18 protein-coding genes are annotated in these 14,336 nt (G+C 60.5%); 13 read left to right on the plus strand and 5 right to left on the minus strand.

Going from position 1 to position 14,336, the window contains the following annotated elements:
• Window positions 1-41: 41 nt before the first annotated feature.
• The 8 genes from AVO45_RS03285 (at window position 42) to AVO45_RS03320 (ending at window position 6,632) form a co-directional block, all read left to right on the plus strand.
• On the plus strand, window positions 42-797 hold the full coding sequence (locus AVO45_RS03285; protein ID WP_157770087.1) for a DUF2059 domain-containing protein: 756 nt from the start codon (window positions 42-44) through the stop codon (window positions 795-797).
• A 213-nt stretch (window positions 798-1,010) separates the two neighbouring features.
• Window positions 1,011-1,634: a 50S ribosomal protein L21 gene (locus tag AVO45_RS03290; protein WP_068344394.1), complete on the plus strand. Its 624-nt coding sequence runs from the start codon at window positions 1,011-1,013 to the stop codon at window positions 1,632-1,634.
• A gap of 11 nt (window positions 1,635-1,645) precedes the next feature.
• Window positions 1,646-1,915, plus strand: coding sequence for a 50S ribosomal protein L27 (gene rpmA, locus AVO45_RS03295; protein WP_005983052.1), 270 nt, complete (start codon window positions 1,646-1,648; stop codon window positions 1,913-1,915).
• A gap of 93 nt (window positions 1,916-2,008) precedes the next feature.
• A complete protein-coding gene (locus AVO45_RS03300; RefSeq protein WP_068344396.1) occupies window positions 2,009-2,617 on the plus strand; it encodes a LysE family translocator in 609 nt (202 codons plus the stop codon).
• Window positions 2,614-3,150, plus strand: coding sequence for a GNAT family N-acetyltransferase (locus AVO45_RS03305; RefSeq protein ID WP_068344398.1), 537 nt, complete (start codon window positions 2,614-2,616; stop codon window positions 3,148-3,150). The genes AVO45_RS03300 and AVO45_RS03305 overlap by 4 nt, the downstream gene beginning before the upstream one ends.
• Window positions 3,151-3,187: 37 nt before the next feature.
• Window positions 3,188-4,222, plus strand: a complete 1,035-nt coding sequence (obgE, locus tag AVO45_RS03310) for a GTPase ObgE (RefSeq protein ID WP_068344400.1) — start codon at window positions 3,188-3,190, stop codon at window positions 4,220-4,222.
• Window positions 4,210-5,316: a glutamate 5-kinase gene (proB, locus tag AVO45_RS03315; protein ID WP_068344402.1), complete on the plus strand. Its 1,107-nt coding sequence runs from the start codon at window positions 4,210-4,212 to the stop codon at window positions 5,314-5,316. Before obgE ends, proB begins: the two co-directional genes overlap by 13 nt.
• A gap of 53 nt (window positions 5,317-5,369) precedes the next feature.
• The gene (locus AVO45_RS03320) at window positions 5,370-6,632 is read left to right on the plus strand and encodes a glutamate-5-semialdehyde dehydrogenase (protein WP_068344403.1); all 1,263 of its coding nucleotides are present in this window, start codon (window positions 5,370-5,372) and stop codon (window positions 6,630-6,632) included.
• Between the two features lie 6 nt (window positions 6,633-6,638).
• Here AVO45_RS03320 and AVO45_RS03325 read toward each other — a convergent pair whose 3' ends face one another.
• The gene (locus AVO45_RS03325) at window positions 6,639-7,235 is read right to left on the minus strand and encodes a histidine phosphotransferase family protein (RefSeq protein WP_082688636.1); all 597 of its coding nucleotides are present in this window, start codon (window positions 7,233-7,235) and stop codon (window positions 6,639-6,641) included.
• 47 nt (window positions 7,236-7,282) lie between these two features.
• Here AVO45_RS03325 and AVO45_RS03330 point away from each other — a divergent pair, with 47 nt between their 5' ends.
• The 5 genes from AVO45_RS03330 (at window position 7,283) to tsf (ending at window position 11,081) form a co-directional block, all read left to right on the plus strand.
• Complete coding sequence (locus AVO45_RS03330) at window positions 7,283-7,465, plus strand: DUF3553 domain-containing protein (protein ID WP_068344407.1); 183 nt, start codon at window positions 7,283-7,285, stop codon at window positions 7,463-7,465.
• Window positions 7,466-7,581: 116 nt separating this feature from the next.
• On the plus strand, window positions 7,582-8,337 hold the full coding sequence (gene olsB, locus AVO45_RS03335; protein ID WP_068344409.1) for an L-ornithine N(alpha)-acyltransferase: 756 nt from the start codon (window positions 7,582-7,584) through the stop codon (window positions 8,335-8,337).
• The gene (gene olsA, locus AVO45_RS03340) at window positions 8,324-9,178 is read left to right on the plus strand and encodes a lyso-ornithine lipid O-acyltransferase (RefSeq protein ID WP_068344411.1); all 855 of its coding nucleotides are present in this window, start codon (window positions 8,324-8,326) and stop codon (window positions 9,176-9,178) included. The genes olsB and olsA overlap by 14 nt, the downstream gene beginning before the upstream one ends.
• Window positions 9,179-9,348: 170 nt before the next feature.
• Entirely contained in the window at window positions 9,349-10,128 is a 780-nt protein-coding gene (gene rpsB / locus AVO45_RS03345) for a 30S ribosomal protein S2 (protein ID WP_068344413.1), read from the plus strand.
• A 77-nt stretch (window positions 10,129-10,205) separates the two neighbouring features.
• The gene (gene tsf / locus AVO45_RS03350) at window positions 10,206-11,081 is read left to right on the plus strand and encodes a translation elongation factor Ts (RefSeq protein ID WP_068344415.1); all 876 of its coding nucleotides are present in this window, start codon (window positions 10,206-10,208) and stop codon (window positions 11,079-11,081) included.
• A gap of 418 nt (window positions 11,082-11,499) precedes the next feature.
• On the opposite strand, the gene AVO45_RS03355 is transcribed toward tsf, so the two are convergent.
• The 4 genes from AVO45_RS03355 to AVO45_RS03370 form a co-directional block, all read right to left on the minus strand.
• On the minus strand, window positions 11,500-12,255 hold the full coding sequence (locus AVO45_RS03355; RefSeq protein WP_068344416.1) for a helix-turn-helix transcriptional regulator: 756 nt from the start codon (window positions 12,253-12,255) through the stop codon (window positions 11,500-11,502).
• Window positions 12,252-12,701, minus strand: coding sequence for a type II 3-dehydroquinate dehydratase (aroQ, locus tag AVO45_RS03360; RefSeq protein ID WP_068344419.1), 450 nt, complete (start codon window positions 12,699-12,701; stop codon window positions 12,252-12,254). Before aroQ ends, AVO45_RS03355 begins: the two co-directional genes overlap by 4 nt.
• A gap of 138 nt (window positions 12,702-12,839) precedes the next feature.
• Entirely contained in the window at window positions 12,840-13,310 is a 471-nt protein-coding gene (locus tag AVO45_RS03365) for a MaoC family dehydratase (RefSeq protein ID WP_068344421.1), read from the minus strand.
• A gap of 10 nt (window positions 13,311-13,320) precedes the next feature.
• Window positions 13,321-14,316 carry an NADPH:quinone oxidoreductase family protein gene (locus tag AVO45_RS03370; protein WP_068344423.1) on the minus strand — a complete coding sequence of 332 codons (996 nt, stop codon included), beginning with the start codon at window positions 14,314-14,316 and terminating at the stop codon, window positions 13,321-13,323.
• Window positions 14,317-14,336: the final 20 nt, after the last annotated feature.

Raw genomic sequence — 14,336 nt, forward strand, 5'->3', positions numbered from 1 at the left:
TGTTCTTGGCGGCAATGTGCCTTTTCTGGCCATGTGCGGCCATGGCCGATGAAACAGTCGACCGTCTGGCCCATGCGCTTCGTCTCGAAGAAGTTGTCGAAATTCTGAGGGAGGAGGGCCTGAGGTATGGACAGGATCTCGACCAGCAGCTTCTGGAGAATAGCGGCGGTGTTCTATTCGAGGACAGGGTTCGACAGATCTACTCTCCAGCCTTCATGTCGGAATCCCTTCGGACCGCGCTGCGGGACGGTCTGACAAAAAGCCAGCGGGAACAGGCATCACTCTTTTTTGAAAGCGAACTCGGTCAGACCATCATTGCGTTGGAGAATTCGGCCCGCCGGGCCATCTCGGACCCGGAAGTTTTGGAAATGGCCAAGGCGCGGTACGAAGAGTCCGATCGCTCATCTTCGTTCTACCTGCTGGTCGATGAGTATGTTCGTGTCAACGATCTGGTTCAGCAAAACTTTGAGGGCGGGTTGGTGGCGGATTTTCTTTTCTTCCAGGGCATGGTGGAGGGCCGGGGTGCCCTGGGCGATGAGGGGGCCATGATATCGTCCATGCTAGCCAATGAAGATGCGAGGCGAAAGGAAACGGAAGATTGGCTGTTCAGCTTTCTTATGATGGCCTACCGACCGCTGAGCGACGCGGACATGCGCGAGAGTATCGCCTTTTCGCGGACTGACGCCGGACGCTCTCTGAACGAGGCTCTGTTCGACGGCTTCGACAAAATGTATGTGCGTATGCACTACGAGCTGGGCCACGCAGTAGGGAGCGCGATGGCGGCATCGGATCTGTGACCACCCAAACCTGTTGACATTTGCTCCGATTGTCTGGATAAGCGCGCATCCCGGGCGGGCATCTGTGCCGGGTATCGTTATTGTTTGGCCCGGAAGGATGCTCCTGAGGGTCTGAAATCCGCCCACGAATGGGCGCGCTGTTCGAGGCGGCGAAAGCCGGAAACACCCGTCTGACGGGGGGCCACAGAACGCGGCAATGAAAAGGAAAGACGCATGTTTGCGGTCCTCAAGACTGGCGGCAAGCAGTACAAGGTTCAGGCGGGCGATGTGCTCCGCGTTGAAAAGCTGGCTGCTGATGCAGGTGAAAAAGTTCAATTCAACGACGTTCTGATGCTGGGTGGCGATGCCCCCGTCGTCGGTGCGCCGTTCATCGAAGGTGCAGCCGTTCAGGCCGAAGTGATCGAGCAGATCAAGGGTGACAAGGTCATCAACTTCGTCAAGCGCCGTCGTAAGCACAGCTCGAAGCGCACCAAGGGCCACCGTCAGAAACTGACCCTGGTCCGGATCACCGACATCCTCACCTCGGGTGCGGACAAGTCGGGCGTGAAGGTTGCAACCGGTTCGGCTCCGGCAGGCGAAGCTGCCAAGGCAGCCAAACCCGCCAAACCCGCCAAGAAGGCCGCATCGAAAGCCGAAGCTCCGGCTGCCGCAGCCGCTGCCGACGATCTGACCAAGATCACCGGCGTTGGCCCTGCAGCCGCCAAGAAGCTGGCCGAGGCCGGAATCGAGAGCTTTGCCGCTCTGGCCGCCTTGTCGGACGAGCAGATTGCTGCTATCGAGACGATCAAAGTGAAACCCGAATGGGTTGAACAGGCCAAAGAACTGGCCCAGGGCTAAGGAGAGAGAGAATGGCACATAAAAAAGCTGGCGGTTCCTCCCGTAACGGCCGCGACTCTGCGGGTCGTCGCCTTGGCGTCAAGCTCTACGGCGGTCAGGCCGCTGTTGCAGGCAACATCATCGTGCGTCAGCGCGGCACCAAATTCTGGCCGGGCGAAGGCGTTGGCATGGGCAAGGATCACACCATCTTTGCAACCGTCGATGGCGCCGTGAAGTTCCACAAGGGCCTGAAAAACCGCACCTTCATTTCGGTCCTGCCAGTGGCGGAGGCCGCAGAGTAAGCCGAGACCCAACAAGGTTTGATGGAAAATCAGAGGGGACCGGCAGATAATGCCGGTCCCTTTTTCGTTCTTAACGTTTGAAGTACCGTTCCAATGGCCGTTGCGACCACAAGTTTCCTGATTTTCGCCGCCAGCCAGGTCGGCACGCCGGGACCGGCCAACATGGTCCTGCTGGGAACAGGTGCGCGCTATGGGCTGCGGGCCGCCTTGCCCTTTGTCGGGGGCGTCATCCTGGGCAAGCAGTTGATCATCTGGCCGGTCGGCTTTGGCCTGATGGAACTGGCGGAACAGGTGCCAACGGTATTCGAAGCTCTGAAATATGCTTCGGCGGCCTATATTTGCTGGCTGGCCTGGAAAATCGCCAATCTTCGCCTGTCGCCTGGAAGGGCTGTCGAGAAGGCGCCGGGATTCTGGGCCGGATTGCTGGTTCATCCGCTGAACCCCAAGGCCTGGGCGATGATCGTTGCCGGTTTCACCGGTTTCGTTGCCGCCGGGACATCCAGTTTCGAGGCAACGCTCACGATCGCTCTCAGCCTGTTGATCTGCCAAGCGGTTTTGCACCCGATCTGGACTTTCGCCGGGGACAGGATCGCACACACGGTTGCAGGAAGCCGCAGTGAGAAATATCTGATGTGGACATTGGCGGCGCTGACCGTCGGGTCCGTTCTTTTTGTGTTGTTCGGAGGAGGGGCGCACATATGAAACTTGAAACAATAATAAATCAGCCGGTAATCGAAACCGAGCGGTTCGACCTTCGCCCTTTGCGCAGGTCGGACGTGGGGCTGATCGAGCACTATGCCAGCGACGAGCGTGTGGCGCGGATGACGTCTTCGATTCCGCACCCGCTGCCGCCGAGCGCGACCGAGGCCTTCGTGACCCGCTCCATGAGCGAGGATCGCGTATCGGATGTCTGGGTCATGGATGCCACCAAGGATGGCGGTCCGGAGGTGATCGGGATCATCTCGCTGAAGCGGCTCGATCGGAACCAGTCCGAGGTCGGGTTCTGGGTTGCGCCGATCTATTGGAACACCGGCGTCGCCTCGATGGCAGTCGAAGCGTTGGTCAAAGCCAACCCGCTGAACAACTCGACCATGTTCGCCAGCGTGTTCCAGGACAACCCGGCCTCGGCCCGTGTATTGACCAATTGCGGGTTTCAATATCTGGGAGATGCCGAAACCTATTCCGTAGCCCGGGATGCCAATGTAGCAACCTGGACCTATAGCCGAAAACTCTGACTTGTGGCCGGTATGGCCTTTGCAGTAGGGGGACCCCATGAAATTTCTCGATCTTGCAAAGGTCTACATCCGGTCCGGGGCCGGAGGTAACGGCTGCGTCAGCTTTCGGCGCGAAAAATACATCGAATTCGGCGGGCCCGATGGCGGGGACGGCGGCAAGGGTGGTTCAGTCTGGGCCGAGGCGGTCGATGGGCTGAATACCCTGATCGACTTCCGCTATCAGCAGCACTTCTTTGCCAAGAACGGCCAGCCCGGCAAGGGCCAGCAGCGCACCGGCAAGGATGGCGACGACATCGTGCTGCGCGTGCCGGTCGGCACCGAGATCCTTGACGAAGACCAGGAAACCGTCCTCGCCGACCTGACCGAGGTTGGCGAGCGGGTCTTGCTGGCGCGTGGCGGCAATGGCGGCTTTGGCAACCTGCATTTCAAATCTTCCACCAACCAGGCGCCGCGCCGGGCGAATCCGGGGCAGGCCGGGGTGGAACGCACGATCTGGCTGCGGCTCAAGCTGATCGCCGATGTGGGGCTGCTGGGCATGCCGAATGCCGGCAAATCCACCTTTCTGGCCGCTACGTCGAACGCCCGACCCAAGATCGCGGATTATCCGTTCACGACGCTGCACCCAAATCTGGGCGTTGTCGGCGTGGACAACGTGGAATTCGTGGTGGCCGATATCCCCGGCCTGATCGAAGGTGCCCATGAGGGACGCGGGATCGGCGACCGCTTCCTCGGCCATGTCGAGCGCTGCGCCGTGCTGCTGCATCTGGTGGACGGAACCGCCGAGTCGGTTGTCGAGGATTACCAGACCATCATCCACGAGCTCGAGGCTTATGGCGGCGACCTGGCCACGAAACCTCGGATAACGGTGCTGAACAAGATCGACGCCCTGTCCGAGGAGCAACTGGACGAAGCGCGGAGCAAACTGGAAGATGCGGTTGGCGGCCCTGTCATGACCATGTCCGGCGCCACCCACAAGGGCGTGACCGAGGTGCTGCGCGCGCTGCGCACGAAGATCGACGAAGATCGCCTGCGCCACAAGCCCGTCGAGGAGAGCGAGCCTTGGCAGCCCTGACTTCGGCACGCAGAACGGTCGTGAAAATCGGGTCCGCGCTGTTGGTGGACCGGAACACGGGCCTGTTGCGATCGGACTGGCTGTTGTCTCTGGCGCAGGACGTGGCGTGGTTGAAGGGGCAGGGGATCGACGTCATCCTGGTTTCCTCTGGGTCGATCGCACTGGGTCGCGGAGTTCTGAACCTGCCCGCAGCAACGCTGGCGTTGGAACAATCGCAGGCCGCAGCGGCGGTTGGGCAGATCCGGCTGGCCCGCGCCTATGAAGAGGCCTTGACGCCGCACGGGATCACCACGGCGCAGGTGCTCGTGACGCTGGAGGACAGCGAAGACAGACGGCGTTATCTGAACTCGCGCGCAACGCTTGAGACCTTGTTGAGCCTGGGTGTCGTTCCTATTGTTAACGAAAACGATACAGTGGCCACGGATGAGATCCGGTACGGCGACAATGATCGCCTTGCAGCGCAGATCGCGGTGACCGTGGGCGCCGACCAGTTGATCCTGCTGTCGGACGTGGACGGGTTCTATTCCGCAAACCCGAACGAAGACGCAAGCGCCCGTCGCTTCGAGGTCGTCGAACAGATCACGCCCGAGATCGAGGCCATGGCAGGTGATGCCGGATCGGGCCTGTCAAAGGGCGGCATGAAGACCAAGCTGATGGCGGCCAAGATGGCAACCGCCGCTGGCTGCGACATGGTCATCACCGAAGGTTCGCCGCTCAATCCACTGAAAACGCTGGAAAACGGCACCAACTGCACTTGGTTCACGGCAACGCTGGATCCGCAGGCCGCACGCAAACGCTGGATCGCGGCGATGAGGCCGCGCGGCGAAATCATCGTGGATGAAGGCGCGGCCAGGGCGCTGGCCAATGGCAAGAGCCTGCTGCCCGCCGGGGTCGTCGAGGTGAACGGCGATTTCGGACGCGGTGACCCGGTGGCCATTCTGGATAGGGCAGAGCACAGGCTGGGGCAGGGGCTGAGCCGCTATACCGCCCGCGAAGCCGACGCAATCAAGGGACGCAAGTCCTCGGAAATCGAAGCAACCCTTGGGTACCCAGGGCGTGCGGCGTTGATACACCGGGACGATATGGCCCTCTGACCCTGTTCTTTGCTAGAAGAACGCAAACCCGACCGATCGGAAAGGCGCTCGCGATGAAGGATCTCGACAACATTCCCGCCCTGATGGCCGAACTGGGCGCTCGCGCCAAGGAAGCTGCCAATGAACTGGCCTTTGCCGGTGCAGAACAAAAGCGCAAGGCGCTTCTGGCCGCCGCGGATGCGGTCTGGGCCAATCGTGACAAGATCATCGAGGCCAACGCCAAGGATCTGGAGTTCGGCCGGCAAAAGGGTCTGAGCCCTGCGATGATGGACCGGTTGATGCTGGACGAGTCGCGCATCCAGGGCATGGTCGATGGCCTGCGCGCCGTGGCCGAGCAACCCGACCCGGTCGGAGAGGTCATGGCCGAGTGGGACATGCCTTCGGGCCTGAACATTCAGCGGGTGCGCACGCCGCTTGGCGTGATCGGGGTGATCTATGAAAGCCGCCCGAATGTGACGGCCGACGCCGGTGCCCTGTGCCTGAAATCCGGCAATGCAGTGATCCTCAGGGGCGGGTCCGAGAGCTTCCATTCCTCGGGGGCGATCCACGCTTGTTTGGTGGAAGGGTTGAAGGCCGCCGGTCTGCCGGAGGACGCGATCCAGCAGGTGCCGACCCGTGATCGGGCCGCGGTGCAGGAACTTCTGACCATGACCGAATATGTGGACGTCATCGTGCCGCGCGGCGGCAAGGGGCTGGTCGGATTGGTGCAGCGCGAGGCGCGTGTGCCCGTCTTTGCCCATCTCGAAGGCATCGTGCATATCTATGTCGACAAAGCCGCTGATCCGGCCAAGACGATCGACGTCGTTCTGAACGCCAAGACCCGGCGCACCGGCATCTGCGGTGCCGCCGAGTGCCTGCTGGTGCATCGGGACGTAGTGGAGACGCTTGGCAAGGATGTCGTTTCGGCTCTGCTTGCTGCTGGAGTCGAGGTTCATGCCGAGGGTGGACTGGCCATCGAAGGCACCGTTGCGGCAACGGCCGAGGATTGGGGCAAAGAGTTTCTCGACAGCATCATCGCGGCCCGACCCGTGGCCGATATAGATGAGGCCATCGCGCATATCCGAACCTACGGATCTGGTCACACCGACTGCATCATGACCGAAGATCCCCACGCTGCCGCCCTTTTCTTTGAACGGCTCGACAGCGCCATCCTGATGCAGAACGCTTCGACGCAGTTCGCGGACGGTGGCGAATTCGGCATGGGCGCTGAAATTGGCATCGCGACCGGCAAGATGCATGCACGTGGGCCGGTCGGAGCGGCGCAACTCACCAGTTTCAAATACCTAGTGCGTGGGAACGGAACGACTCGCGCCTGAGCGTGCTCAGAACCGGATGGCAATTCGGGTCGAGGTGGTATCGACCCGCAAACGCCGTCCGGCGGCTGCCGCCGCTTCGGGCAAGAGTGCGAACTGCACCAGCGCGGGGGTGATGCGCGCCGGGGCGGTCTTGCTGGTCAATCCGCGCCAGAGGTCGGGGTCGATCGTCAATTTGTCGGCCGTACCGGTGACGCTCCAATGACCGTTGTCGTATTCAATCTCGACATGCCCTCCAAGAGGCATTGCCGTCTCACAGCATTGCAGCGCGAGAAACGCCAGCCTGACCTCTTGTCGCGGTTTTGCCGTGGTCGGTCGCCAATGCGCTTTTAGTCTGCCCGCCTGCCCGAGAGCGTCGAGAAGCTCGGATACTTCAGAGCTGCCCAAGGTTTGGTCTCCCGCCTCGCCATAGGCAATCCGAAAGAACCGGATACGGGCGCCGGCATTGCCGACGCTTCCTGAAATCAGCTCCAGTTCGGGCCCACGCATGGCGCCGGCCATGTCCAGCAATTCAAGCCCGTTTGAGATGGCGCCGATCGGACTGATCAAGTCGTGGCAGATCCGGGACCCGATCAACGCGGCCAGGTTGACGTTGCTTTCTCCCAAGGCTAACTCCTGTTTCATCCGTCTCTCGCCCCCTACGCGCATCTGGCATGACCGACCTGAACGCCATACTTGCACCGGGCATGTATGTCCGCCACCCCGATTTTCCCGAGTGGGGGGTAGGGCAGGTGCAGTCCAACATCGACGGCAAGGTCACGGTCAATTTTCGCGATCAGGGCAAGGTTGTCATCGACGGGACACGGATCACCCTGTTGCCCGTTTTTGATCCGTGAAACTGATTGACGAAAGGTTAATTCAATCGCGTTTTCCCGCCTGCATGTTGCCATTTCGTAAAGAGGTGCTGTATCAGACGCATCGTCTGAAACCACTCCTGACCGTTGGATCGTGAATGCCGGATCACGGGCCCTCCATTACCATCAAAATCGCCGAGACAGACGCAGAATTGCGTGCGGCGCAACGGCTCCGCTACGATGTTTTCGTTCGCGAACTGGGGGCTGGCGGTGAGATGGTCGATCACGTCGCCGGCTTGGAGCGCGACCGCTTCGATCCGTTCTTCGACCATATGCTGGCCATCGACGATTCGACCGGACAGGTCATTGGTGTCTATCGCCTTTTACCTGGCGACCGAGCCGAAGAAATAGGCCAGTTCTATTCCGAGGGCGAGTATGACCTCGGTGTTCTCAAGTCCAGTGGTCGCAAACTTCTGGAGTTGGGCAGGTCCTGCGTGCACCCCGACTATCGCGGCGGAACCGCGATGTATCACCTCTGGAACGGGCTGGCCGATTATGTTTCCGAAAACGGGATCGAGGTTTTGTTCGGTGTCGCCAGTTTTCATGGCACCGACGTGCAGGCGCTGGCGCAGCCCTTGTCGATGCTGCACCACAATCACCTGGCACCGCCCGATTTGCGCGTGCGCGCGCAGCCGGGCGTATTCCAGAACATGGACCTTGTTGCCCCCGACAAGCTGGACCGACGCGCGGCGATGGTTCAGGTCCCGGCGCTGATCAAGGCATATCTGCGACTGGGTGGATTCGTGGGCGAGGGGGCCTTCATCGACCATGCATTCAACACCACTGATGTGTGCCTGATCCTGGACACGTCCCGCATGAACGACCGGCAGAGGCGTATCTATGGCGGAGCGTGACGTGACAAACCGAGCGCTCTGGTACAGCGAGGAGGCACCCGATCCGGTCAAGCTGGGCCTGCTGGGCTGGATTTTGGTGCTAGTTCGGGGCGTTCCCCTGTTCCTGCTGGTTCTAGGTGGTCTGATCGTGTTGCTGGCCGTCCGCCTGTTCGAACGCCCGTTGTGCGGGATGCGCCGCCCGGTTACGGCCTTCATTCCGCAATTCGTGTCCCGCAATGCGTTTCGGATGCTCGGGATCGGTTTCCAGACCTCGGGAGAGTTGATGCGTCAGCACGGCGCGGTTGTGGCCAACCATTCCTCTTGGCTGGACATCTTTGCGCTCAATGCCCGCAAGCGGGTGTATTTCGTGTCCAAGGCCGAGGTGGCCAAATGGCCCGGCATCGGCTGGCTGGCCCGCGCCACCGGAACCGTGTTTATCGAACGCGACCCCAGAAAGGCGCGCGCGCAGACCAAGCTGTTCGAGGAGCGCCTGAAGGCCGGGCACAAGCTGCTGTTCTTCCCCGAAGGCACCTCGACCGATGGGCTGCGGGTTCTGCCCTTCAAAACAACGCTTTTTGCGGCGTTCTTCGCCGAGGAACTGCGCGATTTCATGTATGTTCAGCCAGTGACCGTGATCTATCACGCACCGGCTGGGCAACCGGACCGTTTCTATGGCTGGTGGGGCGACATGGATTTCGGGCCGCATCTGCTCAAGACGCTGGGCGCGCTGCGACAGGGTCGGGTCGAATTGATCTATCACGCGCCGGCCAAGGTCAGCGACTTTCCCAACCGCAAGGCCCTGGCCGCCCATTGCGAAGACGCCATCCGGCACGCGCACGCCTTGGCGCGCCCCGAAAAATAGGGGCTTTTGCCCCTTGCGTTGCCCGAGATCCTGCCGTATACGCGCGCCATTCAAACCCGCAGGCGGGGTTTTGGCCTTTTTGGGGGAGACATCCCCATCTAGACCGCCGGTTGGAGCATCCGCTTCCCTAACCCCCGCCAAGGCGTAAACCGGAAAAAGGAAAATACAGCATGGCTCTTCCCGAGTTCACCATGCGTCAGCTGCTGGAAGCTGGCGTTCACTTCGGCCACCAGACCCAACGTTGGAACCCCCGCATGGCGCCCTACATCTATGGCGCGCGCAACGGTATCCACATCATCGACCTGACCCAGACCGTTCCGCTGCTGGACCAGGCGCTGCAGGTCATCCGTGACACCGTCGCCAAGGGTGGCCGCGTTCTGTTCGTTGGCACAAAGCGTCAGGCCGCCGGCCCGATCGCCGAAGCCGCCGAGAAATCGGCCCAGTACTACATGAACCACCGCTGGCTGGGTGGCACGCTGACCAACTGGAAGACCGTTTCGCAGTCGATCCAGCGTCTGAACCAGATCGACGAAGCGATGGAATCGGGCGCCGAGGGCCTGACCAAGAAAGAGCGTCTGGGCATGGAGCGTGACCAGGCCAAGCTGCAGGCGTCGCTGGGCGGTATTCGCGAGATGGGCGGCGTTCCGGACCTTCTGTTCGTCATCGACGTCAAGAAAGAAGCCCTGGCCATCGCCGAGGCCAACAAGCTGGGCATCCCGGTCGTCGCCGTCGTCGACACCAACTGCTCGCCCGATGGTGTTGACTACATCATCCCCGGCAACGACGACGCGGCCCGCGCAATCGCTCTGTACTGCGATCTGGCCGCCCGCGCCGCGCTCGACGGCATGTCGGCACAGTTGGGTGCTGCTGGCGTCGATCTGGGCGCCTTGGAAGAAGCCCCGGCCGAGGAAGCCCTTGCCGAAGGCTCCGAGGAAGCAGCCGAGGCGTAAGCCGCCCGTCATCGAAATGACATATGGGGCGGGGTATGACCTGCCCCAAATCCTTTTGAATTGAGGAGAGCCTAAACATGGCAATCACAGCAGCACTCGTTAAGGAACTGCGCGACGCGACCGGCGCAGGCATGATGGACGCCAAGAAGGCGCTGACTGAAACCAACGGTGACATGGACGCCGCCGTTGACTGGCTGCGCACCAAGGGACTGGCGAAAGCCGCCAAGAAGTCGGGCCGCACCGCAGCCGAGGGCCTCGTCGCCGTCGTCGTGGATGGTGGCAAGGGCGTCGCTGTCGAGGTCAACGCCGAAACCGACTTTGTCGCCAAGAACGCCGAATTCCAGGAAATGGTGTCGGGCATCGCCGCTGCGGCCCTGAACGTGGATGACGTCGAAGCGCTGAAAGGTGCCAATCTGGGCGGCAAGACAGTTGCAGACGTTCTGACCGACAAGATCGCCAAGATCGGCGAAAACATGACCCTGCGCCGGATGGCCAAGATCGAAGGCGACAAGGTCGTCTCTTACGTCCACAACGCGGCGACCGCAGGCATGGGCAAGATCGGCGTTCTGGTTGCGCTGTCGGGTGGCGATGAAGCCATCGGCAAACAGGTTGCGATGCACATCGCCGCCGTGAATCCGGCCGCTCTGTCCGAGGCCGATCTGGATCCGGCCGTGGTCGAAAAGGAAAAGCAGGTTCAGATGGACATCGCCCGTGAATCCGGCAAGCCGGAGCAGGTGATCGAAAAGATGATCGAGGGCCGCATGAAGAAATTCGTGGCCGAATCGACCCTGCTGAACCAGCAGTTCGTTGTGAACCCCGACCTGACCGTCGAAGCCGCCGCCAAGGAAGCCGGCGCAACCATCACCGGTTTCATCCGCCTGGAAGTGGGTGAAGGCATCGAGGTCGAGAAGGAAGACTTTGCCGCCGAAGTGGCAAAAGCCGCTCAGGGCTGATCTCCCGTTCCCCGGTCGCAGACCGGGGGCGCTATCAATAGCAACATGAAGCCGGCTGTGATTTATCCAGCCGGCTTTGATGTTATTGAGCAGCGATACCCGATCGCAGGTTAAAAAAACTGGCATTGAGCCAGCGTTTTTCGTTTCGATGTTTGATTGGGTCGAATTGAGGGGCCCCAGTGTGATGGGGATGGTCGGGGCCCCTCAAAATTTCCAACTCACAGGCGCGAAGAATATGCGCCGTTTTGCCGGATGGAACTCAGAGCTCTGTAATTGCAGAGGTGCGTTCAAAACGTTCCTTGGCCAAAGCCACCACTCACGGAACGGTATCATAATGCGATTTTGAACAGAGATTCGGAAGTCATGATTTCCTTACCGAACGTAAAGCGTGGCCGTGTTCCCTGTCACATTTTCGTTACTACCGTTCCATCACGAACATCTGGTTGTGCAGTGACGCCTTGAGGACCGCCTGAGCCGTGGTCTCAACCGACAAGGCTTCACGGGCCAGCCTCAGGTGCTTTTCGACAGTCGCCGGGGTCAGCCCCATAAGCAACGCGATGTCCTGAGTGGTCTTGCCGTCACCGACCCATTGCAGCGCCTCGCGTTGGCGCTTGGTCAGAGAGCGGTTTGGCGCGTTGTAGGGCAGGGTCAGGATTTTCAGATGCGCCATGTTGTTCATAAGCAGAATATCCTGGCCGTGTTCCTCCCACATCGCATCGAGCTCGTCTTGCGGGGTGTCGTTTTCAGCACACAACGAGATCGCGCCCTTGGAGCGCATCGAGACAGAATTGAAACTCACCGTATAGCCGCTGGTCACGCCCATGGATTTGTTGAATTCGTACACTTTGCGCTCTTGCGAAGTCATGACGTTGCTCGCCATCATCTCGCCGATCAGCCGCCAACTGGCCGCGCCTTCGTGTTTCAGCGCCCATTTCAACATCGGGGCGTGAAAATAAAGCCCCGAGTGAAGAAATCCGTCGAGATATTCCTGGCAGTGATTTGTCAGAATGACAAAGTCTTCCGGGTCGCCCAGCGAGGTTTCCGTGCGGTACTGGGTATGGCCATATAAAAGCCGGACAAAACCGTACTTTTCCATTTGCCGGCAATGGGCGTCCCACAATTCCTCAAGCGTCTTTGTGTAACTCAGAAAATGAAGATACTCTCGCAAATTCATCCGAGTGTTTCCCCCTCCAGATAAGCAGCGATGGCGTCCAGTGCCATAATATAGCCCCGGGCCCCGAACCCGCAAATCTGTCCGATCGCGACAGGTGCGATAAAGGATTTGTGCCGAAACGCCTCTCGCGCGTGGATGTTCGAAAGATGCACCTCCACCACCGGAACCTGCGCCGAGGAGATCGCATCCATCAAGGCAACAGACGTGTGGGTGTAGGCACCGGCGTTCAACACGATCCCATCCTGCGTTCCACGGGCTTTGTGGATCGCGTCAATCAACGCGCCTTCGTGGTTGGTTTGCAGGCATGTCACCTCCAGACCGCGGGCCGCGCCGTGCCGGGTGCAGGCGTCCTCGATCATCTTCAAGGTAACGTGCCCGTAAACCTCTGGCTGCCGTGTGCCGAGAAGGTTGAGGTTCGGGCCATTCAGGACCAGAATTTTACTCATGCGTGTATTTTCCCCACTGGCTCACTCATAGCCATGAATGGGCATAGCTGTCCACCGGTCTATGACCGATTTCACACTATACGCCTTCAACTGGCGGGAATATGACCAGATCTGGCCGGAACAGGTCCGAATACCGGATCAGGGGTGAAAAACGGTCAGGCCCAGCCAGCTTGCCACCAAAGCTGGCACCTCGCTTTTCTCGATGTCGACGGTCAGATCGTGGACCCGCAGCAGCTCGGTTTCGGATCGCTTGCGCACACGACTCAGGACAAATCGCCCCCGTATCCTGGCGCCAGCGCACACCGGTGCGAGGAAACGAAGCTTGTCAAACCCATAGTTGATCCCCATAGCCTGTCCGGGCAGGGGGGCAAAACAGTCGTAGAACATCCGGCTGGCAAGGGACAGCGTCAGAAACCCGTGGGCGATTGTGCCGCCAAACGGCGTTTCGGCGGCAGCGCGGGCCGGGTCAACGTGGATCCACTGGTCGTCAAGGGTCACCTTGGCGAACTCGTCGATCATTTCCTGCGTGACAGTGATCCAGTCAGACACCCCGACTTCGGTGCCGATGTTTTTCAGATCTGCCGCAAGGGTGTCGTCCAATGCAGACATGATTGCGCCCTCAGTCCATTGTGATCACGATCTTGCCCATGGCCTTGCGCGCCTGCATCATCTCCAACGCTTCGGCGGCCTGCTCCAGCGGATAGCGCGCACTGATCCGGGGTTTGATCTTGCCCGCTTCGTAAAGCCTGAACAGATCCCTCATGTTCTGGGCGTGCCCCTTGGGATCGCGGAATACCGATGCACCCCAGAAGACACCGACAATCTCAAATCCCTTTAACAGCGGCAGGTTGAGCGGGATTTTCGGGATGCCGGCGGGGAAACCGACGACCAGATAGCGGCCCTGCCACGCCATCGCCCGCAAGGCTGGCTCGGCATAGTCACCGCCCACGGCGTCATAGACAACATCGACACCTTCGCCGCCGGCAAGTTTCTTGATCTCGGCCGACAGCGCCTTTTGCGCGTCCTTGTCCATCTCGCGGGGGTAAACGAGGGTCTCATCTGCGCCGATCTGGCGACAGAACTCGGCCTTTTCTTCACAGGACACCGCAGCGATCACCCGGGCACCAGCAGCCTTGGCAAGCTCGATCGCGGCGGCCCCGACGCCCCCCGCAGCCCCAAGGATCAACAAGGTTTCTCCAGACTGCAGGTTGGCCCGATCCTTGAGCGCGTGATGGGACGTTCCGTAGGTAAAGATGAAACAGGCCGCATCCTCGTAGGGCATGGTGTCGGGGATCTTGACTGCCATTGCCGCCTTGAGTGTCAGATGCGTTGCAAACCCCCCGTGACCTGTCAAGGCCAGCACGCGGTCGCCTGCGGCAAAACCCTCGACGCCTTCGCCGACGGCCAGAACCTCGCCCGCGATCTCGCCGCCAGGCGCGAACGGGCGGGGCGGCTTCAACTGGTACAGATCCCGGATCATCAGAGTATCGGGGAAATTCACGCCTGACGCATGAACGCGCACCAGCAGTTCCCCCTTTTTCGGTTCGGGGTCAGGCAACTCGGTCAATTCCAGAGTTTCCGGCCCTCCGGGGGCGGTGCTGAGCATCGCTTTCATTCCCTCTCTCCTCTTGCTGT

Source organism: Ruegeria marisrubri, assembly GCF_001507595.1.
Lineage (GTDB): Bacteria > Pseudomonadota > Alphaproteobacteria > Rhodobacterales > Rhodobacteraceae > Ruegeria > Ruegeria marisrubri.